Below are 25,398 nucleotides of genomic sequence, written 5' to 3'. Positions count from 1 at the left end.
CGCTGCTTGTCATGACGCGTCATCGCGGCACTCCGGATGCAGGCCGCGCGAACGCACCACCGGCGCCTCGTTGCCGAACAGCGGCAGCTCGATATATGGCCGCTCGGTGGCCGACACCGCCAGCACATAGGCCTGGCGCTCGAGCCGGTGCTGCAGCACGACCTGCGCCACGTAGGCCGGGGCCAGCACGCGCTGGGCCTTGCGCTTGCCCAGGTCGAGGTAGCCGAAGCGCATCGTGGCCGATTGCACGACGTCGTTCGGCAGCCTGTCCTTCGACTTGCCCAGCACGCTGGCCAGGCGCCCGGCCAGCTGGCGCGCCGCCAGTTCGGCCTCGATGACGGGCGCGCTGTCGAGCACCTCGGCGTCGCTGTGGCGGATGCGCAGCGCGAGCGCGTCGACCGTGCCGTCGCCGGCCAGGCGCAGCGCCACCGAGGCGGCGCCCAGCACCGGAATCCCGTCCACCGCATGGCGCCAGGCGCCGGTGGCGCGCACCAGCAGTGTGTCCGACAGCTTCCGGTCGCGGTCGCTGCCGCGCGCCTTGGTCTGCCACAATCGCTCGAAGGCGAGGCTGCCGCGCTCGCCGACCCAGGCGCCGATGTCGATGCGCTGCGCCGCCTGTTCCAGCTGGCGCACGAGCACCGGCGTTTCTTCGAGGCGCTGCCACGGCGCCTGGAATGGCGCCAGGCCCGACACGTACTGCAGCGCGCCCGAGGCGTGGTAGACCACGGCGCGCGCGCCATCGGGCAGGTGCACCACGCTGCGTTCGCCGCGGTCGGCCAGGTTGGCGCGGTCGTGGCGGCAGATGTCGGCTTCGTGCAGCGCGGTCAGGAAGCGGTTCATGCCGGCGCGTGCGTCGTCGCGGGTGAGCGGGGTGAGCGCGATCACGTCGGCGCGGCCGGGGACCGCATGCGCGCCGGTCTTCGTCAAGGTATCGATCAGGGTTTGCTGGTTCATGGTTCAGCCCTCCGTCCACTTCCACAAGAGACATGCCTGCTGCGCCGGCGCCAGGTCGGGACTCACGCTGCCGTGTCCCCACAGGTGGTCGCGATTCAGGGCGGATAGATCCCAGCGGATGGCGCCGCCGTTCCAGGTGGCGGCGTCGCCCACGCAGACGGTGACCGGATGGTTGTCGACCCACCAGTCGGACACGCCGTCGTGCCAGGCGCTGGAGACGGTGTCGCCGTCGACCAGGTTGTCGGCCACGTCCTCGCCGCATTCGTCGGTGGTGATGCCGTCGAACATATCGCCCCAGGCGCCGCAATAGATGTGCAGGCGCGCGAAGATGTTCCACAGGCCGGTGACGGCGCCCAGGTTGACCGTGTGGCAGGAATAGGCCATCACCCATTCGCTGTTCCAGTCTTCTCCGAGTTGCCACCGATCGGACCAGGTGCACCATTCGCTGTGGGCGATGTCGTACAGCATGCGCGCCCGGCCGTCGGCTTCGGAGTTGCCATGCGTCTCGATCCAGAACAGGTCGACGTCGTCGACCCAGTTGCGGTCGCTGCCGCCCTGGTCGACGTCGCGGATGTCGGTCTCCCAGACGTCGGTATTGGCCCAGTAGAACGCGCGCGTGTGGCCGGCCGAGCGCAGCTTGCTGTCGAAACCGTTGCTTCTGTTAAAGGTGTACGTCAAGTCTCCCGCCGTGCTCACGCCGGCGGCGCGCGCATGGTTGAAATACCGGATTGCTTCTACGCCGAACCTTGCCATGAGGTTCTCCTTTCGTATCGGAAAGCCATGCCGCCGCACCCTGGTGGGTACGGCGGGGTAGCTAGCGATAACAGTAGTCGGAGCGGACGCGGCGGCTCTGGCGAAGATCAGTCTTCGCGAGAATTGCGTATCCGGGAGGCAGCAACGCCGCAGGGCTTTTTACAGTCAGCTCGAACTTGCTCATTGTTGCGCGGTCTTATGCAATATGAGCAAGCTTGTTTCGATCAGAGTCGCCGCCAAGGCGCTTGGTGTCTCGGCCAGCACGCTGCGGCGCTGGGAAGCGAGCGGACGCCTCGTGCCAGTGCGCACCGAGGGTGGCCAGCGCCGCTACGACCTGGCGGCCCTATGCCCCCGGTTCGCCCATGGCGCGCCGGCGCCGCGCCAGACGATCGCCTATGCGCGCGTCTCCAGTCACGACCAGTGCGCCGACCTGGAACGGCAGAAGCAGGTGCTGGAACTGTACTGCGCAAGCCAGGGCTGGTCCTTCGAAACGATCGCCGACCTTGGCTCGGGCATGAACTACCACAAGAAAGGCCTGGCCCGGCTACTCGAGGCGATCCTCGCAGGCACGGCCGGACGCCTGGTGCTGACCCACAAGGATCGCCTCCTGCGCTTCGGCGCCGAGCTGGTATTCGCCGTCTGCGAGGCAAAACAGGTCGAGGTCGTCATCATCAACCAGGGCGAGGACAGCAGCTTTGAGGAAGACCTGGCCAGCGACGTGCTGGAGATCATCACCGTCTTTTCTGCACGGCTGTACGGCAGCCGAAGCCACCGGAACAAGAAGCTGATCGACGGGGTGCGCCGCGCCGTTCAGGAGGCGCAGTGCTGATCGCGCACCGCATCCGGCTCGACCCCAACAACGCCCAGGCCACGTACCTGGCGCGCGCGGCCGGCGTCGCCCGCTTCGCCTACAACTGGGCCCTGGCCGAGTGGCAGAGACAATACGAGGCGTGCAAGGCCAACCCCGCCCTGCCAGCGCCGTCGCAGCTGGCGCTGCGGCGCCAGCTCAACGCCATCAAGCGCGAGCAGTTCCCCTGGATGCTCGAGGTGACCAAGAATGCGCCGCAGATGGCGATCATCCAGCTCGGCGAGGCCTTCAAGAATTTCTTCGCGCGCCGCGCGCGCTACCCGAAGTTCCGCAAGAAGGGACAGCACGACCGTTTTACCTTGACCAACGACCAGTTCCGCATCGACGGCAAACGCATCCAGATCCCGAAGCTGGGCCCTGTTCGCATGCGCGAAAGCCTGCGCTTTGCCGGCCGCATCGTCTCGGCCACCGTCTCGCGCTCTGCCGGGCACTGGTACGCCAGCATCACGGTCGATACCGCAGAGGAAACGCACCTGCCGCCCGCCGACAACCAAGGCGCGGTCGGGGTCGACCTCGGGGTGGCGGCGCTGGCGACCCTGTCGAACGGCGAAGTGTGGACCGGGCCGAAGGCGCTCCGATCCCTGCTCGGGCGGCTGCGCCGGCTGTCGCGCTCCCTCTCGCGCAAGATCAAGGGCTCGCGCAACCGGGCCAAGGCGAAACTGAAGCTGAGCCGGCTGCACGCGAAGATCGGCCACCTGCGCAGCAACGCCTTGCACCAGCTCACCAGCAGCATCGCGCGGCGCTTCCACACCATCGGCATCGAGGACCTGAACGTCAAGGGCATGCTGGGCAACCGGCGCCTGGCGCGCGCGATCGCCGACATGGGTTTCCATGAACTGCGCCGTCAGCTGGACTACAAGGCGGCGTGGCGCGGTGGCCGGGTGGTGGTGGCCGGCCGCTGGTACCCGAGCAGCAAGACGTGCTCGAGCTGCGGCCACATGATGGAGAAGCTCGACCTGGGCACCAGGCAGTGGACCTGCACGGGCTGTGGGACGGTCCACGACCGCGATGTCAATGCGGCCGCAAACCTTGAAACAATGGCGGTAAGTTCTACCGCGACAGCCTGTGGAGGGGCAGGCGCTGGCGCCGTGCACGAGCACGGCGTGAAACTGGCCCCGGTGAAGCAGGAATCCAGCAGCGAGCAGGTTTAGGCAATTTCGACCAGCTTTGCACAAGTCTGGAGGAACGGCTTGCGTGGCGTCGTGCCGCTGGATACGCGGGAGAGTGCCGGCCGGCGGGACGCCGGCAGGCAGCGGCGCTTAGCGCAGGGTGCGGGCAAAGAATTCGTCGGTGCGGCTGTTGGCCAGCGTGGCGTCGGCGTGGTCGTAATGGCTGCCGCCGGGACGGGCGAAGGCATGGTCGCGGCCCGGGTAAACATGCACTTCGGCATCGGCCTTGCCTTCCAGCGCGGCCTTGATCTGCGCCTGCGCTTCCGGCCCGATGTATTCGTCGGCGCCGGCCAGGTGGTAGAGCAGGGGAGCGCCGATGTGCTTGGCCTCGTGCAGGTACTGGTCGGTGCCGCCGCCATAATAGACCGCGAAGGCGTCGCCATCGGTACGGGCCGCGGCCAGGTAGGTCATCAGGCCGCCCAGGCAATAGCCGGTGACGCCGACCTTGCCGGTGCTGCCTTCCATCGTGCGCGCGGCGTTGATGGTGGCGGCGATGTCCTGCACGCCGTGGTCGACATCGTAGGACTGGTACAGCGCGAACGCCTTGGCGACGTCGGCTTCGTTGGCCTCCGAGAGCTGGATGCCCGGGTCGGTGCGCCAGAACAGGTCGGGGGCGACGGCGATGTAGCCCTTGGCGGCGTAGTTGTCCGCGATGCTGCGGATGCCGGCGTTCACGCCGAAGATTTCCTGAAGCACGACGATGACCGGGTAAGTACCGACGACATTGGGACGCGCGACGTAGCAGTCGAAGCTGCTGTCGGCAGTGGTGACGGTGAGGGTTTCGGGCATGATGTTCCTTTTGATTGAAGGTTGGGCGCCAGCCGGCGACGGCAATGCCCGGCTGCTGTGCATATCATAAAGCGGATGGCGGTATTGGAACAAACGCACGTCATTTCCGACGTAACACGGCCCACATCCGCATCCGCCAGGGCGCATGACGACGTCATCGGGGTGCCGGGGTGGCGCCGATGGGGTGACGATCCGGACCCGGGCCGGGAGAGGGAATGGAGGAGGACAGGGAACGGCAAGTCGAACCGGCATGTCTGCCGGCGCCGCCGTTTTCCAGAGCGGAGCGCGCCCGGCCGGCGCGTTCGGTCGGCACCGTCGAGGCCGACGACATGGTCGTGCGCGAATCGTGCTCGAATCGCGCTCGAATCGCAGAAGGATCACGCAAGGCGGCCCTGCCGCCTTGCGCGGCGTTTCGCGTCGTCCCGACGGCATCGACTACATCCTGGCGGCGCACCACCCGGCGCTGCAGCGCCGGAAAATCGAACGCCAGGGGTCGTCAGATCGTGCTCGAGCCCATCAGGATCCGCGTCTCAGGCATCACGGCTCGGGTTGGCGGGGCTGCTCGCCCTGCTCGTCCGACGACACCGTCTTCGAGATTTGGGACGCCCCCACCATCTGCGACGCGTCGGCAGTAATGGCCTCCGCGCGCCGGTTTTCCAGGCGCCCGATCCTGCTGGCGTTGTTGGAGGCCGGAAGCTCTTCGCCATATGACCGGATCGCGATACGGCGGGTGTCGATTCCACGACGAATCAGGGCGTCACGCACCGCTTCTGCACGTTTCAATGCCAGGGCCTGGTTGTAGCGCGGGCTGCCGACACTGTCCGTATGCCCTTCGATCACGACCTCGCGTTCGGGATCGTTTTTCAGCATGGTGGCCAATTCGTTGATCGCGGGAATGGCGCTGGCCGGGAGCTTTGCCGATCCGCTGGCGAAACCTGCCAACCCCTTTTGCGCCAGCTCCGTGAGTGCGCCCGGTTGGGTCCGTTGTATCGTGGCCGCAACCGACAACGTCTGGTCCAGTTCCGCCGCGGCAACCTTCACTGCATCTTCCGCAGCACGCTCGTTGGCAAATTCCTGCGCCGTGGCTGCGCGCTGCTGTGCGATATAGGCGAAATGCCGCGTGGCCGTCAGGTCGCGCTTGTCGTTCCACGCCGTTTTTGCCTTTTGCAGTGAAGCATTTGCGCGTTCCAGTTCGCTGGGGGCGTATTTGGCCACGCGCGGGTCGGCCGACGCCTGGTCGATCGCCTGTCCGGCATTGCCGATCGCCGTATTGGCGGCAGCCATCTCGGACGCCGGCGGGGACGTCGAGCATCCCGTTGCGATGATGCCGGCGACAACCGCGCCGGCGGCTGATCGAAGGATGTGGTTCATCTCTCACCTCTACTGGTTCTGGCTTGCGCGGTTGATTGCCACGCGCAATGTCTGGTTAGTCTTGGCCAGTTCGGCAGCCGCGAGCCTGGCCTGGGCCGATTCGCCTTTGACGCGCGCCAGATTGGCATCGACCTGCGCTTGCTGGGCCAGGCGCATCGCGTCATGCTCACGCCGGCTCCTGGCAGCGGCGTTGGCTTGCGCCAGCTTGTCGGCCGCGACACCGAATTCCGAAGGAGCGGCTTGCTCGGCGCCCGCCATCTGCGCCTGATCGACCGCTTCCCGACTGGCGGCAAGCTGGTGGTTCAACTCCTGGTTGGCGCACGCGGACAAGGCGAGAAGACAGCATCCCGCCAACACGCGTGACGGACGGTAAGAAAGTCTAGCGAGGATCATGGAACGCCTCCCGAGATGCCTGGGTTAAGAGATTTTCATCCTAAGTGAGCGATGTCCTTCCTTCAATCAGACCAAAGGACCATCGTCCAGGGCCGGCGGCGCCGAGCGTGCCGTAACGCTGGAGCGCGGCCCGGAGCGCGCACTGCGGAAGGCGGCGCCGCCTGCCGGCGACGGAAAGCGACACCCTGTCGTAATTCATACGACTTGTAAGTCGTATTTCCTGATGGAAAAATTAGAGAATATAAAAGTGCATCGTAAAAATTGACTGTCGGTACGGACGGCATGGATTTTTACAGAATGTCGGTGAATGGTCCTTGGTGAAAGACAGGCACGATGCCTGTCCGGCGCCCCGCATGTCGTGAGCAATTCTTCCTTGCAATGGCATTCACTGAATCACATGGATGCAACCGACATCAGGGAAAGTCATGAAAGCCAATTTTCCGTTCAGCGGAGGCGACGTGCCGGCCGGTGATCTGCGCACGGCCGTCTCGCGTACCCGCCTTGCCGCCCGGAAGCGCTGCACCGCGCGCCGGGCGTGCGCGGATCGCCCGGACCCGGCCACGCGCGAACGCACGACCGATTGGCGCTGCGCGGCGCCGGCAGCCCCGGCGCCGCGGAGTCCTGCAGGCCCGATGTCGACTTCCTGCGCAAGGATGGCGACCTGGTGACGGTGTCCGTCGTGCCGATTCCGGGCCGGCGCCGCGCCGCGGTGCGCCGCCTGCGGCACTGCCTGATGCTGGCGGTCCTCCTGCTGGCCGGCGCGGCCGGCGCCGCGCCGGCGCCGTTGCGGGTCGTCATGGACAACAACTATCCGCCGTATCTGTTCGTCGACGGTGACGGCCAGCCCGAGGGTTACCTGGTCGATCTCTGGCGCCTGTGGGAGGAAAAGACCGGCGTGCCGGTCGTGCTCCAGCCGATGCAGTGGTCGGCCGCGCAGCAGACCATGCGCGAGGGGCGTGCGGACGTCATCGACATGCTGTTCCGCACAGCGCCGCGCGCTGCCCTGTACGACTTCTCGCGGCCGTATGCGACGCTCGATGCGAGCATCTACGTGGACGCCGCGATCCCCGGCATCCATGACGTGCACGCGCTGCGCGGCGTGGCGGTCGGGGTGCAGCGCGGCGACCCCTGCGTGGACCGCCTGATGGAGCTGGGCGTCGCATCGCTCCATGCCTATCCGAACTACACCGCGTTGCTGGCGGCGGCGGACGCCGGCGAGATCGGTGTGTTCTGCATGGACGACATGCCGGCCAATTATTTTCTGTACCTGTATCGCGGCCAGCAACGGTTTGCCAAGGCGTTCACCCTGTATTCGGGACAGTTCCACTGGGCCGTGCGCAAGGGGGATGCAGCAACACTCGCGCGCGTCGAGCAAGGCATGAACAGGATCACGCCGGACGAACGCGCAGCCCTGCGGCGCAAATGGTTCGGCCAGCCAGTCCAGTTTCGTTCCTACCTGCGCCTGCTGGCGATCGCCGTCGCCTGCGTGCTGGCGGCAACCGCCGCGGCGCTGCTCTGGATCCGGGCGCTGCGCCGTGCGGTTCGGGCAGCCACAGCGGACGTGATGCACAAGCACGCGCAACTGGAACAGACGGCGCGCGACCTCGTTGCCGACCAGGCCCGGCTGCGTTCGGTCCTCGAGGGCAGTCCCGATGCGATGGCGCTCAAGGATGCCGGCCTGGTCTATGTGCACTGCAACCGCGCCTTCGAGGAACTGGTCGGGCTGGGACGCGACAGGATACTCGGACGCCGCGACGAATCATTGTTCGATGACCGCGAATTCGTCGCCCTGTTGGCGCGCGGGGATGCGCAAGTCCTGCGCAGCGGACGCACGTTCCGGAGCGACGACGTCATCCAGGTGCGCCATGGAGAGAAGCGCTGCCTCGAACTCATCAAGGTGCCGATCCGTGACCCGGCCGGCCGGGTGGCTGGCGTGCTGGCGGTCTCACGCGACGTCACCGCGCGGCGCCAGACCGAGCGCGAGCTGAGCATCGCCGCGGTGGCGTTCGAAAGCCAGGATGGCATGCTGATCACTGACGCCGACGCCGTCATCGAGCGGGTCAATGCGGCCTTCACGCGCATTACCGGTTTTGCGGCCCGGGAGGCGGTAGGCAGCAGCCCGCGCATCCTGCGCTCGGGCTTGCACGAAAGCGCATGCTACGACGAGATGCGCAGCGCGCTCACGCTGACGGGGTACTGGCACGGCGAGCTCGTCAACCGGCACCGCGACGGCAACCTGTATACGGTACGGATGTCCATCAGCGCCGTGGCCGATGCGCAGGGCAAGCCGATGCACTATGTCGTCAATTTCCAGGATATTTCAGCCGAGAAACAGGCGCATGCGCTGGCGACGCGTCTGCGGCAGTTCGACGCCCTGACGGACTTGCCGAACCGGGCCATGCTATCGGATCGGATCGCACGCGCCGTCGTCGATCGCGTCGGGACGGCGGAGTACGGCGCGGTCATGATGATGGGCCTGGACCATTTTCGGAAGATCAACGATTCGCTCGGGCATGCGGCGGGCGACCGCCTGCTGGTGGAAGTCGCGCGCCGCTTCCTTGCGGCGAAGCGGGACTGCGATGTGCTGGCGCGTTTCAGCGGCGACAGCTTCGTGTTGCTGTGCGAGTCGCTCGGGTCCGACCGGCACGTCGCCATGACGCGCGCACTGGCCATCGCCGAGGCCGCCAGGCATGCCATGGCCAACCAGGTGGTCCTGGACGGTCATCGGTTCGCCTGCACCGGCTCGGTCGGCGTGACCCTGTTCCAGGATGGCGCCACGGCGGGCGACGCCTTGTTGCGGCAGGCCGAACTGGCCATGTACAAGAGCAAGAAAGGTGGGCGCGACAGGGTGTCGTTCTTCGAGGATGCGATGCAATCCGAGATCGATGAGCGCAACTGGATGGAGGACGCGCTGCGCGAAGCCATCGCGAAGGATCAGCTGGTGCTGTTCTACCAGGTGCAGGTGGACCTGGATGGCCGTGCGATCGGGGCCGAGGCCTTGTTACGCTGGAATCACCCGGAACGGGGAACGATTTCCCCCGCCGTCTTCATTCCCCTGGCCGAAGAAACCGGGCTGATCCTGCCGGTCGGCCGCTGGGCGCTCGCGACCGCATGCCGCCAGCTCGCGCGCTGGGCGGACGATCCGCTGCTGCGGACCCTGACGCTGGCCGTCAACATCAGTCCCCTGCAGTTCAAGTCCGATGGTTTCGTGGACGACGTCCTGGCCGAGGTCGCGCACAGCGGCGCGCCGGTCGGCAGACTGAAGTTTGAAGTGACCGAGAGCCTGGCCATCGACGACTTCACCTCCTCGATATCCAGGCTGAACGCCCTGAAGTCGCACGGCTTCCTGATTTCGCTCGACGACTTCGGCACCGGCAATTCGTCGCTCAACTACCTGACCAAGCTGCCGCTCACCCAGCTCAAGATCGACAAGTCATTCGTCGACGAATTGCCCGGGAGCGAGCGCGATGCGATGGTCGCGCAGACCATCATCGCCATGGGGAAAGGGCTGGAACTGGAAGTGATCGCCGAAGGGGTGGAGACCAGCGAGCAACGCGCCTTCCTGGCCGCGCACGGTTGCCATGCCTTCCAGGGATATCTGTTCGGAAAGCCGATGCCGTTGGAAGAATTCGAAGCCATGGTGCGCGCGGGGCGGTGGGCCGGCACGACGACAGTCCATGGACCGGTCGATGTCGTGTCGCGAGCGGGATGACTTGCGCCATCGCACCAGACAAGCGACCGAAAATGCGGCCATCGCGCCCGCTTCCGGCCGCAGCCACGGTGCACTCAGGGCAGGGAGGTGTCGCCGCCGGCCCGTGCGACAAGCGCGGCCAGTTCCTTCCTCGACAGCGGCTTGGTCAGGCAGGTGACGCCGTCGCCCAGGGGCTGGGGCGGAACCTCGTCGGCGGAGAGCAGGATGCAGCGCAGGCCAGGCTGGAGCGCGCGGGCACGCGCGATGAGCGCGTCGCCATTCATCAGCGGCATGTTCAGATCGGTGAGCAGGACGTCGAAATGCATCGTCTCGCACAAGGCGAGCGCCTCGACGCCGTTGGCGGCGACACGCACCCGATGCCCGGCAGCCCTGAGCGACCGCTCCAGGAGGTAGCGTATCATTTCGTTGTCGTCGACAACCAGAATGTCATGGTTCAAAGCGGTCTCCGCTGCGTGTGCGCCTGGCCCGCGGCGCAGGTCGGCGAGGCCGGCAAGGCCCGCGCTGCCCAGGACATCGCGACCAGCCTGGCTGGATGCCCGGCTTGCCCGCGCATCGCCGCGGCGACCAGAAGGTAGAGCTCGTTCGCGAATGTCATCTCGTTCCTTCGTCGTGGTCCCTGGGGCTTGTCGCCTGCCGTCACTGCCGTTTGCCGCCGTCGGCATGCCGCCTTCCCATGCGTGCAGACGGTCGGGCGCGCCCCCCGGAGCATACGTGAGCCTGCGCCTGCCAGCCATTGGCGGAATGTCGACACCCTGTCGCAATCTGCTTGACTTGCGGCCCGGGTTTCCAGCTGGAAAAATCAGCAGATAAATGCGAATCGCATTACCGACCCTCTCATCCCTATGCCCAATCCTCCGCACGTCCATGCTGCGACCCGCGCTGCCTCGTTCTCATGCGCACGCGGCCCGCGTCTGCGCGCCAGCGGATCCGCATCCGGGGCGGCGGCGCGAGCGCCGCGCCGCGTCCGGCCCGGCCCGGGCGCCGACGCACGCGTGCGCGCTCGCGTCGTCCCCGCCACAGGGAGCGAGTGATGCGCCCGCACATCGTTGCCGTCATGCGCGCCCGCATGCGGCGCCTGGGCGTGCGCGCCCATTCGGTCTGGCTGTGGCCGATAGGCTTCTTCGCGACGCTGGCCTTGTCCACCATGCTGTCGCATTCGCTGATCGACGATATGCGCAGGCAGCAGGCAGTCACCATGGCATCGGCCAGGGTGGAGCGCGAGCTGCAGGAGTTACTGCAATTGACGGTCGACGTCGAGAGCGGCACGCGCGGCTTCGTCATCACGCGCGACCCGGCCTTTCTCGAACCGGCCACGCTGGCGCTGCCGCGCATCGAGGCTGCGCTGGAGCACCTGCGCAGCGTGGCGCGCGACCATGCCGATGTCGCGGCGGCGGCCGCGATCGTCGCGCTCAAGAAGGAAGTGCGGTCGCGGCTTGACGAGGCATTGGAGATACAGGCCGACGCCGCTGCAGGCAGGCCCATCCGTATAGAGAAGATGCGCGCTTCCAAGCAGCTCCAGGACAGCATCCGGGTGCTGGTCGGCAAGGTCAGCGGCGACGAACGCGCGCTGCGCATGGCCAGCACACAACGCGCCACCGCGCTCGAGGTCCAGCTCAAGGCGGCGAACGCGACGACGACGCTGGTGCTCGGGCTCATGGGCGTCATGTGGTTTCGCGCACGGCGCCGCCTGAAGCGGACCGAGGACAGCTATCGTCACCTGTTCGCCAACGCGGCCAACGGCATGGCGCTGGTGGGCGCCGACGGCGGCATCGTCCAGGCCAACGCCAGCTTCGCGGCCATGGTCGGGCATGCCGAGCCGGCGCTGGCGGGCATGGCGCTCGCGGCGCTCGAGCCCGAGGGCGAGCGCGGCGGCGCGGCCGAGGCGCTGCGCGCGCTTGCCGGCGGCCACCAGGACGCGGTACGCAGCGAACGGCGCTTCCTGCGCGGCGATGGCGGCGAGGTCTGGCTCAGGTCGACGATGTCGAGCGTGCGCGCGCGCGCCAACGGCAAGGCGCAGGTGCTGTGGGTCGCCGAGGACGTGACCGAACAGGTGCGTAACGGCGAGTTGCTGCGCCGCTCATCGGTCTTGCTCGGCAACGCCGGCCGCATGGCGGCGATCGACGGCTGGTTCCTGGCGCTGCCCTCCGGCGCGCTCCAGCTCGGCGGCCACATGCAGCAGTTGCTGGGCCTGGACGATCCGGCGGGAGCGGGCCTGATGGACCGTTTTCCGGCGCAGTCGCGCCGCAAGCTGCTGGTGGCCCTGGCGTCGTGCCGCCGCCAGGGCGTTCCGTTCGACGTCGAGCTCGACTTCATCGGCGCCAGTCCGAAGGTGCTGCGGGTGATGGGGCAGCCGGCGGCCGGAAGGCATGGCATGTCGGGCATCGAGGGCGCGGTGCAATGCATCACCGAGCAGCGGCGCATCCAGCAAAGCCTGCGCAAGAGCGAGCAGCGCTTCCGCGCCGCCGCCCAGGTGAGCAATGACGGCATCTGGGACTGGGACATCGCGGCCGGCATGATGTGGCGCAGCCGCAGCATCGCGGCGCTGGTCGGGCGCTGCATAGAGGAGCCCGATTTCGGCCTGGAGGCCTGGCTGCAGCTGATCCATCCGAACGACCGGGCCGGCGTCTGCGAGGCGTTTGCCCCGGTCATGGAGGGCAGGCAGGACGAGCTCAGCGCCGAATACCGGGTCAGGCGCTCCGACGGCAGCTATGCCTGGATCCAGGACAATGCGCGTGCGCTGCGCGACGAGCATGGCGTCATCGTCCGCATCGTCGGGGGCATGCGCGACCTGACCGAGCGCCGGCGCATCCAGCAGGCGTTGATGGGCATGGCGGCCAGCGTCCCGAGCGGCAATCCACAGACGTATTTCCAGGCGCTGCTGCAGCACCTGGTGCAGGCGCTGGGGGCGGACGGCGGCTTGATCGCCAGGCCGGTGGAAGGCATGCCGGGCAGGATGCGCACCATTGCGATCCAGGTCGATAAACAGGAGCTTGAAGAGCTCGAATACGATCTGCCCGGCACGCCCTGCGCGCCCCTCGCAATGGAGGACGAGCACATCATTCCTGACGGCCTGGCCGAACGCTGTCCGGATGCGCCCGGCCTGCCGGGATTGCGCGCGCGTGCCTATGCCGGACGCCGGCTTGCCGGCGCCGACGGACGCTTTCTCGGCGTCGCCTTCGTCCTGTTCCGTGAGCCCCTGGTCGAAAACGAGGTGCTGGACACCGTCCTGCGGGTCATCGCCAGCCGCGCCCAGGCCGAACTGGAGCGGCTCGACGCGGTGGCGTGCCTGCAGCGACAGGCGGCGTTGCTGGACCACGCGCGCGAGGCGATCACCGTGCTTGGCCTGGACCTGGTCGCCCGCTACTGGAACCAGGGAGCGCAGGCCTTGTATGGCGTGGACGCCGAACTGGCGCTGGGACGGGAGGTCGGGCATTGCTACCAGGACCAGGACGTCCCGCGCGCGGCCCTGGCCGCCGTCCTCGAGCACGGCGAGTGGCGCGGGGAGAGCGTGCAGCAATGCAGCGCCGGCCGCAGCCTGTCGGTGGATGAGAGCTGGACCCTGGTGCGTGGCGCGGACGGCCAGCCGGACGTCATCCTGCGGGTCGGCAGCGACGTGAGCGAAAAGCGCGCGGTCGAGGAACAGATCCGGCGCCTGGCTTACTACGATCCATTGACGGGGCTGCCGAACCGGCGCTTGCTGCTGGACCGGGTCGCCCAGCTGCGCCTGCGCAACGCGCGCCAGCAGCGCTGTGGCGCGCTGCTGTTCATCGACATGGACAATTTCAAGCGCCTGAACGACGGGCACGGCCATGACGCCGGCGATGAATTCCTGCGCCAGGCCGCGGCGCGCCTGACCGCCTGCGTGCGCGCCGAGGATACCGTGGCCCGGTTCGGCGGCGACGAATTCGTGATCCTGCTCGAGGGGCTCGACCCCGATCCCGCGGCCGCCGCGCGGCAGGCGCGCGCGGTCGGCACCAGCGTGGTCGGCGCCTTCCGGCGCCCGGTGGAGATCGGCAAGATCGTGCACCAGTCGACCGCCAGCGTCGGCGTGGTGCTCGTGCGGGATGGTGAGGAGCCCATCGACCAGCTGCTGCGCCGCGCCGACCAGGCGATGTACGAGGCCAAGAACGGCGGACGCGACGCGCTGGTGGTGGCGGGAGACGCGCCCGATCCGCCGGCGCTGGACGAGGACCTCGCGCGCGACCTGAGAGAAGGCCGCCTGCGCCTGGACCTGCGCTGCGAGGTGGATGGGGGAGGAGTGCCGGCCGGGGCCGTGGCGACGCTGTGCTGGCCGCGCGCATCAGCGCCGGCGGTCGAGGGTCACGAGGTGTTCGCGGCGGCCGAGCGCTGCGGCATCCTGCCCGAGCTGGAGGCCTGGATGCTCGGGCAGTGCGGCGCCATCCTGGCGCGCTGGAAAGGAAACCCCGCCATGGCGCACCGGCGCCTGACACTGGCGCTGGCGCGCAGCCAGCTGCGCGACCCGCACTTCGCCCGGCGCCTGACCGGCATGCTCGCGGCTGCCGGCGTGGACGCCGGGAGGCTCGCGCTGGAATTGCCCGCGGCGGCCCTGGGGGCCGGCACCGCTGGCGCCAACGTCGATGCGCTGCGCGCGGTCGGCGTGCGGCTCGTGCTCGCCGGATTCGCGATGGACGCGGCGGCGCTCGCCCTGTTGCGGCGCAATATCGTCGATGGCGTGTGCCTCGCCCCGCAGGTCGTGCATGCCTGCCTGGGGTCGGCCGTCGATGCCGCCCTGGCGCGCGCCATGCTGGATCTGGTGCGCAGCCTGGGGCTGCCTGCCATCGCGGACGGCGTGACCGAGCCCGGACAGCAGGCCTTCCTGATCGCGGCCGGGTGCGGGCATGTGCGTGGGCCGCTGCTGGGCATCCTGTGCGACGACCCGCCGGCAGGCGCGGGAGCGGCGCCGGCGGGCATGACGGGAACGGACATCGCCACCGAACTGATGCCATGAGCGATGTAGTGAGCCAGATTCGTCCGGTCCGCCGGTCCGCCGGTTCGTCCGTGCGTTGGGACTGGTATTTTCCCGGCGGGACCGTGCGTTGCGGCGCTTCCTCCGATCGGGCGTTCGCGCGCGCGATCGCCGGCGTCGACAGCTTCGAGGGCTGGATCGCGCGTGTCGCGCCGGTGGACCGCGCATGCGTGGAGGCTGGCCTGCGCGCATGCCTGGCGCGTGCGGACGGACACTGGCGCGCGTCGTATGCGCTGTGCGTGGGCGAGGAAGCGCCGCTCCCGGTGGTGCACGAGGTATTCGCGGTGGAACTCGACGGCGGCCGGCGTCACCTCGTGGGCAGCGTCGCCCCGGCGGCGGCGACGATGACAACGGCGGGCGCCGGGCCGGGCGCATGCGACCTGGCCAACATGTTCGATGTCGCCGGCGACGCGGTGCTGATATGCGATATGCGCCAGCGCGTACTGTACTGGAATCGCGCGGCTTCGGGCCTGTACGGATGGCGCGCCGCCGAGGTGCTCGGACGGCCGCTGCGGGAGCATGTTTGCAAGGACATCCCGGAACCCGAATTCGCCGCGGCGGTGCGCACGCTGATGCGGCACGGCGACTTTACCGGCCGCATGACCCACCGGCGCCGCGATGGTGATGCGCTGGCCATGCATACGCGCTGGATCGTGGTGCGCAATTCCCTGGGCCTGCCATGCCTGACCTTGCTGATCTCGAGCGACGTGCGCGAGCGCGCCGAGCTGTATGAGCAGATGGCGCAGGCGCAGAAGCTCGAGGCGCTGGGCGCCCTCGCGGGCGGCATCGCCCATGATTTCAATAATCTGCTGACGGTTATCATCGGCAACGCCGACGAGCTCGCGGAGGCGCTGCATGGCCGCAGGGAGCTGGCCGAGCTCGCGCTCATGATCCAGAGCGCGGGCCAGCGCGGCGCGGAGCTGACGCAGCGCTTGCTCGCGTTCGCGCGCAGCCAGGCGCTCGCCCCGGAACTGATCGATATCGGCACCGTGCTGCAAGCGATCGAGCCGATGCTGCGCCGCAGCTTGCCGGAAAATATCAAGCTCGCCGTCGATGTCGAGAAAGACGCCTGCACGGTCTTCGTGGATCGCGGACAGCTCGAGACGTCGCTCCTGAACCTGTGCATCAACGCACGCAATGCCATGCCCAGTGGCGGCGCGCTCGCGATCCATGTGGCGATGGCGCTCGCGGGCAGCGACACGGCAGCCCTGGCCGGCTGCGTCGAGGGCGGCCCCTGCATCGCGATCTCCGTCAGCGACAATGGCAGCGGCATCCCTGCCGATATCCTGCCGCTGGTGTTCGATCCGTTCTTCACCACCAAGCCGGGCGGCAGCGGACTTGGCCTGAGCATGGTCCAGGGTTTCGCACGGCAGTCGGGCGGTCGGGCGACGATCTGGTCGGAGCCGGGCAGGGGCACGGTGGTCACGCTGTATCTGCCGTGCGCCGACGGAAAGCCGGTCGCGGCTGCGCGGCCGGGACCGGCCGCGCAGCATCATGTGCGTTCGGTGCTGCTGGTCGAGGACGATGCCAGCCTGCGCGCCCATGTGCATGTACTGCTCGAGGCGATGGGTCATACGGTGACTGCCAGCGCGAGCGCCGAAGAGGCCCTGCGCCTGCTGGAGGCCGGGCTGCATGTCGAGGTGTTGCTGGCGGACATCGGACTCCCCGGGATGAGCGGCATCGATCTGGCCAACGAAGTGCGCCGCCGGTGGCCCGGACTGCGCATCCTGCTCAGTACCGGCTATTCCCCCGAGAGCTTCGGCGGCGCCCATGCGCTGCCCGCAGGCGACGTGTTGCACAAACCCTATGGCAAAGCGGATCTGCGCCGCGCGCTGGATCGCGTCTGAGTGCTGTCCGCCTGAATCCCGCCCGCCCGCATGCCCTCCGTCCGATGCCGGGCGCCGCGACGCCCGATGGCATGCGCACGGAACGCGCGGCGGCGCCGGACATCGCGGCATGCTGGCCGCCCGCGCAACCTCAGGCGATCATGCCGTGCTGCAGCGCATACCGAACCAGATCGGCGTTGTTTTTCAATTCCAGCTTGAGGAAGATGCGGCCGCGGTAGGTATTGACCGAACTGATGCTGATGTCCAGCCGGCCCGCGATCTGCTTTACCGGGCAGCCGGTGGCGAGCAGGCGCAAGACCTGAAGTTCGCGTTCGGTGAGCCTGTCATGCGGATGGCGTGGCTCCGGCGAGGCGATCTCACGGGCCAGCAGGTCGGCCAGCGTATCGCTCAGGTAGCGCCCGCCGGAATGGACCCTGCACACCGCGGTCACGACCTCGTCCGCCGTTCTCGATTTCCACAGGTAGCCCGCAGCCCCGAGCCTGAGCACGGCGATGCCGAACCGTTCCTCGCTGTGCGAACTGAGCACCAGCACGCGCATGGCCGGATAGATGCGCATGGTGGTGCGAAGCGCCTCCAGTTCATCCTGGTTGCCGAGACTGAGATCAAGAATGAAGACGTCGGTCTGCGTCGACGCGAGCACGGCGATCGCCGACGGCAGATCGGCCGCTTCGCCGACCACCGCGATCCCGCTGTCCGTGGACAATACCTTCTTGACGCCTTCCCGCACCAGCTGATGGTCATCAGCGATCACTACTTTTATCATCTTGTTTGGACGCTGTGCGCGCAGGTGCAGGCGTGTGAATTCGCAAAGGGGCAAGTGTAACAATATTGCGCGGACAAGTCTGTTATCGGGCTCACTTAATTGCCTATTTGAAAGATTGATTGGGCAAATGCGGTCCCGTAGGCGGCAGGCGACCGCTACGGTGCGTGCAGGGAGTCGCTGTGCAAAGGGGGGGGGCGGCGCCCCGCTGGCGTGGCGGGTAGCGACGATCCTGGTGCACCAGCGAAGGTCTTGCCAGATTCGCTCCGGCATTGCTGGGAAAGCCGGGTCTGGGTGACGCATCAAGGTGGAAGAAACAAAGCGAATGATCCGTGCACGCGGATTATATAGCCCCATTGATGACTCGTAGCTATGGCAACAGTCGTTTACTCGGTGCGAGATTGACCTGGTGTCGTGTCAGAATCGACCGGGCGCCGTTCGATCGGTGACGGCCTGTCGTAAAAAATGCGATGCACCGACGCGCCGTGCATCGCTATGCTGTCGATCAATCGGACATGTGCGTTCCGCCGCACGTCGGATCGCGTCCCGGCCGGTGTCATCGTCGGCGTCGCCGAAGAGTGATCGACCTGTCCACGGTCCTGGCTTGCGCGCCGCGGCCGGGGGGGCCGCGCAGCCCCGGACGCGGCGCATGGCTCGACGGGGTCTGGCGCTCGCTGTCTGCAACCGCCGGCGCGGGCGCCGGCAAGCAGAATTACGACAGCGTGTCGTAGACGCCCCGATTGACGGACGCCGTGCCGGCATTAAGCTTGCGCTCTGGATACGACCATTTAACGCAAGGCCCCCTTGACCGACGCCATCAATCTTCCGAACAAGCCCAGGATTCTCATCGTCGACGACAATGTCGACGCCGCCGATACGCTCGCGCTGCTTTTCTCACACTTCGACTGTGACCCGGTGGTCGCTTATTCGGGACCGGATGCACTGACCCGCGGGCATGACCTCGAACCCGATCTGATCCTGCTCGATATCGGTATGCCGGGCATGGACGGCTTTGAAACCGCGCGCCGCGTCCGCAAGACGGATTGGGGAAAGGCCTCGCGCATCGCCGCCCTCACGGCCTGGGGCGACGACGCCACGCACCAGTGTATCGTTCTTGCGGGCATGGACGCCCACCATGTCAAGCCCTTGCGCATCGAGAAAATAGCCGACCTCGTCGAATCGTTGCACGCCTCCCGGGACGGTTAGCCGCCACGTATCGCACTGCTATCAAAAGACGGAGCGCCCATGCTCAGCGTTCTTCTCCTGCCCCGAACCATCCTGTCGGCCGTGTTCATGCCTGACGGGCGTGACTTTCCCGCCTCCCGCCAATCCACGTCGGCTGCCACGGTCGACGTCACCGCCAGACCCGTCACGGATCGCGCCCTGGTTCGCATGCGCCGGTGCGCCCGCATGCCGGCGTGCGTCCGATCAGGCGCCAGCGACGGGGCCGGCGTTGCGCTCCCGTTCGGTGTGGTATCTGGTATTGACGTCATGCTAATGTCGCCATTGTGTTGACATTAGTGAGGCTAGCGTTGGGATATGACGGTGGACAGGTTGAGTGACCCGCATTGCATCGACAAGGTGCTTGGGCTGGCATTGATGCTGTCGGGAGACGAGACGGCCATGCTGATCCTCGAGGCCCATGAAGGCGGCCGGCGCCATTATTGTTCTTCCCCGGACGGGGAGTTGCGCGAGGCGATCCTCGCGCTCGACGCACGGACGGCGGGCGACGTCGACCTGGCCGATGGCGCCCTGCACGAGCTCGGGCTTGCCCCGCATGGCGTCGTGCGCACCTTTCGCAAGGTGACGCGCAGCGCGGCCGGGCCGCAAGGCCGGGTGAGTTGCGTCCTGGCGACCGCAGGCCGGACGGCGCGCATGCCCGCGCCCGGCGTCGTCGACGGCCTGCGCCTGGCCGCCGACCTGCTGCTGGCGGCAGTGTGCGGCGATGCCTGCCGTGACGCCCCGCAAGCGCAGCCCGACGGCGCATCCGGCCGGCAAGCGCGGCGCCGGGAGCCGCAACTGCGCATGCAGGCCGAGATGCTGGACAATGCAACCGAGGCCATCGTCGTGCGCGACATGGACAACCGGGTGCTGTACTGGAACCAGGCAGCCGTGCGGCGCTACGGATGGTCCGGCGACGAAGTGCTGGATAGGCCCGTGTCGCAGACGCTGTATGCCTGCTGCCCGGCGGGGGAGTTCGAGCGCGCGATGCGGATTCTCGGGCAACGGGGCGTTTTTTCGGGGCGACTGCCGCATGCGACGCTGGATGGACGCGTCCTCACGATGCATGTCCATTGGATATTGGTGCGGCACGACGATGGCGCGCCGAGGGCGATCTTGTCGGTAAGCTGTGATCCGAGCGAGCGACTCGCACCGGAGCAGCGTGCGCGCCAGACCGAGAAGCTCGAGGCGCTGGGGCGGCTGACGGGCGGCATCGCGCATGACTTCAATAACTGGCTGACGGTGATCATCGGCAATGCAGACGAACTGGCGAATGCCTTGGCCGACGATGAGGAGCTTGGAGAAGTCGCCCGCATGCTCCAGCTCGCGGGCGAGCGTGGAACGCAGCTGACCCGGCGCCTGCTGGCCTTCGCCGGGCGCCAGGCGCTAGCGCCCGAAGTCGTGGTTGTCGGCGAGGTCGTCGACGCACTGCGCCCGCTGATCGCACGCGCGCTGAACGACAGCATCGACGTGCGGCTCATCAACACCGGCGCGCAGTGGCGTACCTGTGTCGACCGCGGCCAGCTCGAGGCGGCAATCCTGAACGTCGTGCTCAATGCGGGCGATGCCATGCCCGGCGGCGGCCGGGTGACGATCCTGCTGACGCTGGCCGAAGCCGGCGCTGCAGACGACGCCGGGCTCGATCTGGAGCCCGGAGAGTACGTGGTGATCGCCATCGCCGACGATGGGCACGGCATGGCGCGCGAGGTCATCGACCGGGCGTTCGAACCCTTCTTCACGACCAGGAGCGAGTCGTCGCGAAGCGGTCTCGGGCTCAGCACCGTCTACGGCTTCGCCAGGCAGTCGCGCGGCGACGTGACGATCGACTCGACAGATGGCGTCGGCACCATCGTGAAGCTGTACCTGCCGCTTTCCGGCATGTCGGCACAGGCGCCGGCGGCGTCCGGGGGCGCACTGCCGGCCCTGCGCGGGTGCGCCGTGCTGTTGGTCGACGACGATGCGACCGTCCTCCAGCTTGTGCTGGGCCAGCTGCGCGAGCTGGGATGCGATGTCACGTGGGCCTGCGATGCCGGGCAGGCGCTGGCGCACCTGGCAGGGGCGGGGCGCGTCGATGTGCTGTTTTCCGACGTCGTCATGCCGGGCATGTCCGGCATCGAGCTGGCCAGGCGAGCCCGTACGCTGCGGCCCCGGCTGCGCATCCTGCTGGCCTCCGGCCATACGGTTGAGGCCATGGGGCGCGACGGGGAGCTCGATGCCGACGTCCGGCTTCTCAACAAACCCTATGGCAAGTCGATGCTGGCCCGCGCATTGGCCGAAGTGCTCGACGATACTGGAGGAACGACATGATGACGACCAAGCGCGCTAGCCCGGCGAGCGATGCAAGGCAGGCAGGGGGACCGTGCGGCCCATCCTGCGGGCGATTCGCGGACCGGATGGCGGGCGCCCGCATCCGGGCAGGTGAGGCGCGATGACGCGATCCCCAATGAGGCAGCCGCCTCCCGGCGCAACCTTCGTCGACGAGGCCGAATTCGATACCGCGCGGCGCCGCATGCTGGCCCACGCATCGCTGACCGAATACCTGGCTTCGCCGGTCCAGTTGCAACAGGTGGCCGACCAGCTCGTGGCGCGCATGCGCGACGACGTCGAGGCGGTGGCGATCTACATGGAGACGCCGGATGGCGGCCTGACCCTGCAATCGCACGCGGGCTTCTTGCGCGCGCCGCCCGAGCACGCGGTATCGGCCGCCACGATCTGCTGCGCGGAATTCGCGGAAGTGACGGACCTGGCGGCATTCGGCGCGGCGCGCCGGCTGCAGGCGCTTGGGCCGAACCGCCCCGAGTGGGTCGGGGACCGGCCTTGCTCGTTCGCGGCGATTCCTTTCGAACTGGCGTCCGGCCCAAGCCCGGGCGGACTCGCGCTGTTCTTCCTGAACGCGTCCAGCCACGATCCGTCTCTGGGCGCCCTGCTCGATCTGTGCATGCAGGGCGTCTCGCGGGCGCTGGCGCCGGTCACCGGCGCCGCGTCGTCCGGGAAGGGCGGGGGCGCGCCGATCCGCGTCCTGCTGGTCGATGACGAAGCGCTGCTGGTCGCCCACGTCAAGCGCATCCTCGAACGGGCCGGCTTTGCATTTCATTCCGCTCACCTGGCGCGCGCCGGCTTCGAGCTCGCGATGGCGATCCGGCCGGACGTGATCCTGATCGACAAGGTGATGCCGGACATCGACGGCATCGAACTGCTGCGCCTGATGCGCCAGCAAGATGAGCTCAGCACGGTCCCCGTCATCATGCTGTCCGGACATGCTGATGAAAAGGTGCGCGTGGCCGCGCTGGAAGAAGGGGCCGACGATTTCGTCATCAAGCCCTTCAGCGCGAGGGAACTCGTCGCCCGCATCGAGGCCAATGTCCGCCTGGTCCGCCTGCGCAGGGATGTCGTCTGGCGACAGGGCGAGCTGTTACGCCTGCAGCAATCGCAGCAGGAATTGCGCACCTTGCTCGACACCGTGCAAAAGGTGCGGCATGACGAGCGGAGGATTCTTTCCCGCGAAGTGCACGACCAGCTCGGCCAGGTGCTGACCGCGGCGAAGATCGATATCCGGCTGTTGCAGGAGCGCCTGGCAAGCCCGCTCGCGCCGCCATCCATCGCGGAAATCAGGCATGAACTCGCGAGCGCGCTGTCCAGCGTCGACATGGCGATTTTTTCTGTCCAGGATATTTCTGCGTTGCTGCGCCCGCCCGCGCTGGAGGAAGGGCTGCTGGCGGCGTTGCGCTGGCAGGCAGCCGACATCGAGCGGCGCGCGAACATCGTGTGTGAAGTGCGGTATGACGACGAATCCTATGTCGAGCCGGCGTCGTTCATTGCCGGAGAGCTGCTACGCATGTGCCAAGAAGCGCTCACCAACGTGCTGCGCCATGCCGAGGCGACCCATATCGTGGTGCAGGTCATCGTCCGCGCCGAGCATCTGCTGGTGCGCATCTGCGACAACGGGATCGGCATCCGTCGCGCGAGCCTGACCGCGCCGTCGTCGATCGGGCTGCGCGGCATGAGAGAACGCGCGGCGAGCATCCGCGCGCAAGTGCGCATCCACGGCAGGGCGGGGAGGGGGACCATGGTCGTGATCCGGCGTCGGGTGGCTTTTTAAAGGCCTGGCGGCGCCAGGCCCGGCGCGCCCGGGCAGCGGGAGGGTGGGGGGCGCGGCTCCCGTGTGCCGTTGCGGCGCATGGCAAGATGGCAGCCTCGAGGGTCGCAGTGCGGTGAGCGCATGGGTGTCGTTCCTGCCGCGGCCAGTGCGTCACGCGGTCATCCTGTACTTCGGCTTACAGCACGCGACGAATCAGGCGGTGAAGTGACGTAGTGCCGCGGCAAAATGAAGCCCTGCTCGGCAAGAAAACGCCGAGTCCGGCATCATGGTGCGTCATTCACTTCACATGGAAAGAAATCTGCATGTCTGATCTCCTGCAAACCTTGCAGTGGCGTTATGCCACCAAAAAAATGGATCCTGCTAAAAAGGTCGCCAAAGAGAAGATCGACCGCATTCTCGAGGCGGTACGCCTGACGGCCAGTTCCAGTGGGTTGCAACAATACGAGATGTTTGTGGTGACGAACGATGCCCTGCGTGAACAGATCAGGGAGCATGCCTGGAACCAGGCCCAGGTGACGGAATGCTCGCATCTGCTCGTGTTCGCCGCGTGGGATACGTATACCGCCGAGCGCATCAATGCGATGTTTGATCTGGTGAACGCCGAGCGCGGCGCCAGAAACGAAGGTTGGGAAGCCTACCGCCAGCAATTGCTGGCGACCTACCCGCAACGCGACGCCCAGACCAATTTCGAGCATGCCGCGCGTCAGGCTTACATCGGCCTCGGCAGCGCGCTGATCGCTGCCGCTGAGGAAAAAGTGGATGCCACCCCGATGGAGGGCTTCGATCCGGCCAAGGTCGACGAGATCCTGCAGCTGCGTGAACGTGGATTGCGTTCGGTAATCCTCTTGCCTGTTGGCTATCGTGCGGATGAAGGCGACTGGCTGGTCGACCTGAAGAAAGTGCGCCGCCCATTGTCGCAGTTCGTTACCGAGTTGGCATAGGCAACAAGCCATCCCGGCAGATCCGGTCATGCTCAATGCTCGGCACGGATCTGTCGCGGACTCTGCGGGTCCCCGGACGACAGTCACGGGATATGGCGCGGTATCGCCGCAGGGCGATGACCGACCCATGCATGAATCAATGCGAAAAGCCAGACCGGCTGACGCCTGGTCTGGCTTTTAAGTGTCTGGTCGGGGTGAGAGGATTCGAACCTCCGGCCTCTACGTCCCGAACGTGCCAACTGCATCCTTTGACCCGCTCCGTTGAGGGGTAAGACTATTATAAATCAATAACTTGCGCTTAGCTGCGCTCTGTTTCGCGCAGCTTCGCGTGGGGGTAGTTCGACGCCTTCTGCCACTGATTTGCCACTGCCGCCTCAAGTGCCACGCCTCCATTGGGGACAGCAAACTGTTCAGATTGCAGCTCAGGATACGTTTTTTCAACCAACTGCTGAATAGTTGGCTGGCACTCCGGGACGCATCCGTTAGCCCCCGACTCAAGTCAGGCTCAGGTCTGACTTATACACATCCATATTTATCCTGGCTTGCTGAGTACGCTTCGAGAGGGTGCCGTCGTAAGAAACGCTGAGTTGGCGCAGCGGTGAACTCGGAAGGGGGCGTAGGCACCTGTGACGACCGCATGAATGACGACGCAGCACTAAGCTAGCTCCTTCTAAAAACATCAAAATAAATTATCAATGTGCTATGCTTCCCGGCATTACATTATGGCAATTCGCCCGTAGCCAGAGCGAAATCGCGGCGATTCTTTTGGGGATGAGATGATTCTTGGGACGGTGATTGAGTGGTCACGTACTTTGCCGTTATGGCAACAAGACGCAGTTCGGCGGCTCTACTCATGTGCGAAGCTCTCTGCGTCGGATTTTGATGACATCTATGCACTTTTACGTCAGGAGCATGGCATCCCGGATGTCAAGCTAAGAGTTGCTGAAACCTTATCAGGAGAGATTTCAGAGTCCAGAACACCAGATGGTGCACGTGTGCGCCTTACAGCTGTCAAAGACCTGAAGAACGTCAACGCGTTGGCAGAAGAGCAGGTTTTGCCAATTCAACAAGCAGGCATTACCGCTATATATGGCCACAACGGTTCCGGAAAATCGGGATATTCGCGGGTTCTGAAAAGAGCGTGTCGCGCGAGGGACCAAAGTGAGCGCATTCTGCCTAACGCGCAACTTGCCTCTTTGTCTAATTCTCCCGCCGAGGCAGTTTTCGAATTGCTCGTGAACGGGGCCACCGAGGACATAAAATGGGTCGACGGAACAGTAGCGTCAGACCTGTTGGCTCATGTATCGATTTTCGATGCGCACTGTGCGAAAGCTTATCTCAATACCGAAGATGAGTTCTCATATCTGCCCTACGGCCTTGACATACTTGAGGAACTCGCAAGGGCATGCACTCGACTGAAGGGCATGCTTGAGGACGATTGAACCGCCCCGGCTTTCGTGGAGGCCGGTTAGTGTGAGTCAGGCCGGGATAGCCTGACTGCTCAACTGCTTGTAATAGTTTGCCTCAGCTTCGG

General features: G+C 66.6%; 17 protein-coding genes. 10 read left to right on the top strand and 7 right to left on the bottom strand.

All coding sequences use genetic code 11. From position 1 onward, the window contains the following. Positions 1-9: 9 nt before the first annotated feature. Positions 10-954, bottom strand: a complete 945-nt coding sequence (locus ACZ9AQ_RS14130; protein ID WP_429204223.1) for a hypothetical protein — start codon at positions 952-954, stop codon at positions 10-12. 3 nt (positions 955-957) lie between these two features. Continuing rightward, the gene (locus tag ACZ9AQ_RS14125) at positions 958-1,707 is read right to left on the bottom strand and encodes a DUF6345 domain-containing protein (protein ID WP_429204224.1); all 750 of its coding nucleotides are present in this window, start codon (positions 1,705-1,707) and stop codon (positions 958-960) included. A 205-nt stretch (positions 1,708-1,912) separates the two neighbouring features. Here ACZ9AQ_RS14125 and ACZ9AQ_RS14120 point away from each other — a divergent pair, with 205 nt between their 5' ends. Then, entirely contained in the window at positions 1,913-2,536 is a 624-nt protein-coding gene (locus ACZ9AQ_RS14120) for an IS607 family transposase (RefSeq protein WP_476108131.1), read from the top strand. Then, positions 2,530-3,726 (top strand): RNA-guided endonuclease InsQ/TnpB family protein, encoded by a 1,197-nt coding sequence (locus ACZ9AQ_RS14115; RefSeq protein WP_476108130.1) that lies wholly within the window; start codon positions 2,530-2,532, stop codon positions 3,724-3,726. The genes ACZ9AQ_RS14120 and ACZ9AQ_RS14115 overlap by 7 nt, the downstream gene beginning before the upstream one ends. A 108-nt stretch (positions 3,727-3,834) precedes the next feature. On the opposite strand, the gene ACZ9AQ_RS14110 is transcribed toward ACZ9AQ_RS14115, so the two are convergent. The 3 genes from ACZ9AQ_RS14110 to ACZ9AQ_RS14100 form a co-directional block, all read right to left on the bottom strand. Then, positions 3,835-4,533 (bottom strand): dienelactone hydrolase family protein, encoded by a 699-nt coding sequence (locus ACZ9AQ_RS14110; RefSeq protein ID WP_429207100.1) that lies wholly within the window; start codon positions 4,531-4,533, stop codon positions 3,835-3,837. 537 nt (positions 4,534-5,070) lie between these two features. Continuing rightward, positions 5,071-5,904, bottom strand: coding sequence for an OmpA family protein (locus ACZ9AQ_RS14105; protein ID WP_429207101.1), 834 nt, complete (start codon positions 5,902-5,904; stop codon positions 5,071-5,073). A 9-nt stretch (positions 5,905-5,913) separates the two neighbouring features. After that, complete coding sequence (locus ACZ9AQ_RS14100; protein WP_429207103.1) at positions 5,914-6,210, bottom strand: DUF4398 domain-containing protein; 297 nt, start codon at positions 6,208-6,210, stop codon at positions 5,914-5,916. Between the two features lie 667 nt (positions 6,211-6,877). On the opposite strand from ACZ9AQ_RS14100, the gene ACZ9AQ_RS14095 reads away from it, so the two are divergent. Continuing rightward, positions 6,878-10,009: an EAL domain-containing protein gene (locus ACZ9AQ_RS14095; RefSeq protein ID WP_429207105.1), complete on the top strand. Its 3,132-nt coding sequence runs from the start codon at positions 6,878-6,880 to the stop codon at positions 10,007-10,009. 74 nt (positions 10,010-10,083) lie between these two features. Here ACZ9AQ_RS14095 and ACZ9AQ_RS14090 read toward each other — a convergent pair whose 3' ends face one another. After that, entirely contained in the window at positions 10,084-10,446 is a 363-nt protein-coding gene (locus ACZ9AQ_RS14090; RefSeq protein WP_429207106.1) for a response regulator, read from the bottom strand. A gap of 593 nt (positions 10,447-11,039) precedes the next feature. Here ACZ9AQ_RS14090 and ACZ9AQ_RS14085 point away from each other — a divergent pair. Further along, on the top strand, positions 11,040-14,978 hold the full coding sequence (locus tag ACZ9AQ_RS14085; protein WP_429207108.1) for a diguanylate cyclase domain-containing protein: 3,939 nt from the start codon (positions 11,040-11,042) through the stop codon (positions 14,976-14,978). Then, positions 14,975-16,843 (top strand): ATP-binding protein, encoded by a 1,869-nt coding sequence (locus tag ACZ9AQ_RS14080; RefSeq protein ID WP_429207110.1) that lies wholly within the window; start codon positions 14,975-14,977, stop codon positions 16,841-16,843. Before ACZ9AQ_RS14085 ends, ACZ9AQ_RS14080 begins: the two co-directional genes overlap by 4 nt. A 130-nt stretch (positions 16,844-16,973) precedes the next feature. On the opposite strand, the gene ACZ9AQ_RS14075 is transcribed toward ACZ9AQ_RS14080, so the two are convergent. Beyond that, positions 16,974-17,594: a response regulator gene (locus ACZ9AQ_RS14075; RefSeq protein WP_429207112.1), complete on the bottom strand. Its 621-nt coding sequence runs from the start codon at positions 17,592-17,594 to the stop codon at positions 16,974-16,976. Between the two features lie 813 nt (positions 17,595-18,407). Between ACZ9AQ_RS14075 and ACZ9AQ_RS14070 the strand changes: the two genes are divergently transcribed. From ACZ9AQ_RS14070 to ACZ9AQ_RS14050, 5 genes are all read left to right on the top strand, one after another. Continuing rightward, complete coding sequence (locus tag ACZ9AQ_RS14070) at positions 18,408-18,809, top strand: response regulator (RefSeq protein WP_429207114.1); 402 nt, start codon at positions 18,408-18,410, stop codon at positions 18,807-18,809. 417 nt (positions 18,810-19,226) lie between these two features. Next, entirely contained in the window at positions 19,227-21,131 is a 1,905-nt protein-coding gene (locus ACZ9AQ_RS14065; protein ID WP_429207116.1) for a hybrid sensor histidine kinase/response regulator, read from the top strand. Positions 21,132-21,267: 136 nt separating this feature from the next. Continuing rightward, entirely contained in the window at positions 21,268-22,923 is a 1,656-nt protein-coding gene (locus ACZ9AQ_RS14060) for an ATP-binding response regulator (protein WP_429207118.1), read from the top strand. 302 nt (positions 22,924-23,225) lie between these two features. Beyond that, positions 23,226-23,864, top strand: coding sequence for an NAD(P)H-dependent oxidoreductase (locus ACZ9AQ_RS14055; protein ID WP_429207120.1), 639 nt, complete (start codon positions 23,226-23,228; stop codon positions 23,862-23,864). 776 nt (positions 23,865-24,640) lie between these two features. Beyond that, a complete protein-coding gene (locus tag ACZ9AQ_RS14050; RefSeq protein WP_429207122.1) occupies positions 24,641-25,306 on the top strand; it encodes a hypothetical protein in 666 nt (221 codons plus the stop codon). Positions 25,307-25,398: the final 92 nt, after the last annotated feature.

It is taken from the genome of Massilia sp. UYP34 (genome assembly GCF_056279385.1).
This window is presented reverse-complemented; position numbering and strand designations above follow the sequence as displayed.

Excerpts from the sequence above, each read along its gene's own strand:
- ACZ9AQ_RS14085 (WP_429207108.1), top strand. The coding sequence starts at position 11,040 with ATGCGCCCGCACATCGTTGCCGTCATGCGCGCCCGCATGCGGCGCCTG.
- ACZ9AQ_RS14080 (WP_429207110.1), top strand. The coding sequence starts at position 14,975 with ATGAGCGATGTAGTGAGCCAGATTCGTCCGGTCCGCCGGTCCGCCGGT.
- ACZ9AQ_RS14125 (WP_429204224.1), bottom strand. The coding sequence starts at position 1,707 with ATGGCAAGGTTCGGCGTAGAAGCAATCCGGTATTTCAACCATGCGCGC.
- ACZ9AQ_RS14130 (WP_429204223.1), bottom strand. The coding sequence starts at position 954 with ATGAACCAGCAAACCCTGATCGATACCTTGACGAAGACCGGCGCGCAT.
- ACZ9AQ_RS14055 (WP_429207120.1), top strand. The coding sequence starts at position 23,226 with ATGTCTGATCTCCTGCAAACCTTGCAGTGGCGTTATGCCACCAAAAAA.
- ACZ9AQ_RS14105 (WP_429207101.1), bottom strand. The coding sequence starts at position 5,904 with ATGAACCACATCCTTCGATCAGCCGCCGGCGCGGTTGTCGCCGGCATC.
- ACZ9AQ_RS14065 (WP_429207116.1), top strand. The coding sequence starts at position 19,227 with ATGCTGATCCTCGAGGCCCATGAAGGCGGCCGGCGCCATTATTGTTCT.
- ACZ9AQ_RS14050 (WP_429207122.1), top strand. The coding sequence starts at position 24,641 with ATGATTCTTGGGACGGTGATTGAGTGGTCACGTACTTTGCCGTTATGG.
- ACZ9AQ_RS14120 (WP_476108131.1), top strand. The coding sequence starts at position 1,913 with ATGAGCAAGCTTGTTTCGATCAGAGTCGCCGCCAAGGCGCTTGGTGTC.
- ACZ9AQ_RS14060 (WP_429207118.1), top strand. The coding sequence starts at position 21,268 with ATGAGGCAGCCGCCTCCCGGCGCAACCTTCGTCGACGAGGCCGAATTC.
- ACZ9AQ_RS14110 (WP_429207100.1), bottom strand. The coding sequence starts at position 4,533 with ATGCCCGAAACCCTCACCGTCACCACTGCCGACAGCAGCTTCGACTGC.